This window comes from Dermacoccus abyssi (genome assembly GCF_003515945.1).
GTDB lineage: Bacteria > Actinomycetota > Actinomycetes > Actinomycetales > Dermatophilaceae > Dermacoccus > Dermacoccus abyssi.
This window is the reverse complement of record NZ_QWLM01000051.1, coordinates 1-1352: the sequence shown is the minus strand read 5'-3', so window position 1 is coordinate 1352 and position 1352 is coordinate 1. Positions and strand designations below refer to the sequence as shown.

General features: G+C 65.4%; 2 protein-coding genes. Both read right to left on the bottom strand.

Going from position 1 to position 1352, the window contains the following annotated elements; genetic code table 11:
• Positions 1-9: 9 nt before the first annotated feature.
• On the bottom strand, positions 10-978 hold the full coding sequence (locus D1832_RS15055) for an integrase core domain-containing protein (RefSeq protein WP_118915198.1): 969 nt from the start codon (positions 976-978) through the stop codon (positions 10-12).
• Positions 975-1292, bottom strand: a complete 318-nt coding sequence (locus tag D1832_RS15050) for a transposase (protein ID WP_118915196.1) — start codon at positions 1290-1292, stop codon at positions 975-977. Before D1832_RS15050 ends, D1832_RS15055 begins: the two co-directional genes overlap by 4 nt.
• Positions 1293-1352 lie beyond the last annotated feature (60 nt).

The following is a 1352-nucleotide window of genomic DNA, read 5'->3' as shown; positions in this document are numbered from 1 at the left end:
TGTCCCGCGTCAAGAACATGGCAGGGATTTCTCGGTTTGAAAGGTGGGGACCGTCGGGTCGGCGTTCCCCAAGTGCACCTCGAGTGGCCGGTTCCAGGCCAGTGCTTCGTGTGGCCGGATGGTGTTGTACTCGATCCGGTACTCCTCGGCGTGCTTGGCGAGCATGAGCGCGTCGTCGATCTCGTCGATGTACAGCCGCTCGTACTTCAACGTCCCAAACCCGCGTTCGCGTGACCCGTTCTGCCCGGGCGTCCGGACCCGCGTGCGGACGTGATGCAACTCGGGGTGGTCGAAGATGAACTTCTCGAACCTGAACGAGCGGAACGGTCCGCCATTGTCGGTGACGATCGTCACGACCGGCAGGACCTGCCCGGTCTCGATATCGATGTCGCACAGGTCGCTGAGCGGGTGGCCGAACATGGCCTCGAAGTCAGTCAACGCGAGTTCGATCGCGTCGATGGCGTCGAACTGGTTCGCCGTCGGCGACACGTGGAAGGGATGCTCGTACTTGGACCAGTAATCCCGGCACCCGGCCAGCCGCCACGTCCCACCGGTGGTGGTCTCGAACTCGGAGAAGTCCAACTGCCACACCTGGTTCGGACCCGTCGGCTCATTCGCGAACGCAGCCTTCCTGCGCTCGGCCAGCTTCCTGCGTTCGCGCTGGTAGTGCGCGGGCAGGATCAGACCCTCGTCGCGCAGCGTGCGCAGCACAGTGGCTTCTGACACGACATGGCCCTCGTGGCGGACCATCGCCCAGATCTTGCGGTGGCCCCACGCCGAGTGCTTCGTACCGTGCTTGAGGATCAGATCGCGAGCCTTATCGCGGGCTGGGGTCGGCCACGGACCTTTGGGTCGCGCACCGGCGCCGGCACCGGTGCCGGCGCGGGCTTTGGCCTGCCAGCGGCGCCAGGTCCGCTCGGGCATGTCGATGAGCTGGCAGAACCTCGCAGTCGACATGCCCGCCTCGACGCGGATCACCTCGAGGTCCTCAAAGGGCCCAACCTGCCCTCGGCTGACTTCTTCCACACCCGCAGCTCGACCGCGGCCTCACCCAACGCCTGGGTCAGGTCAGCGACCTCCGCCTCGAGCTGCTGCTCCCTGGTCGAGGGCCCGGACTTCCCAGCCGCCAACGCCGTCTTGCCGGCCTCGAGGAAGTCAGCCTTCCACCGGCCGATGGACTGCTCACTCACCTTCTCCCGCCGTGCAGCTTCGGCGACCGACAACTCGCCAGCAATCACGCTCATCACGATCCGCGCCTTCTGCTCGGCCGGGATCGCAGGTGGTCTACCCATAGCTCAGATTCTCCTTCAGGACTGACTCAACGGTCCTGCCAGATATCTTGACGCGCGACA

Excerpts from the sequence above, each read along its gene's own strand:
- D1832_RS15050 (WP_118915196.1), bottom strand. The coding sequence starts at position 1,292 with ATGGGTAGACCACCTGCGATCCCGGCCGAGCAGAAGGCGCGGATCGTG.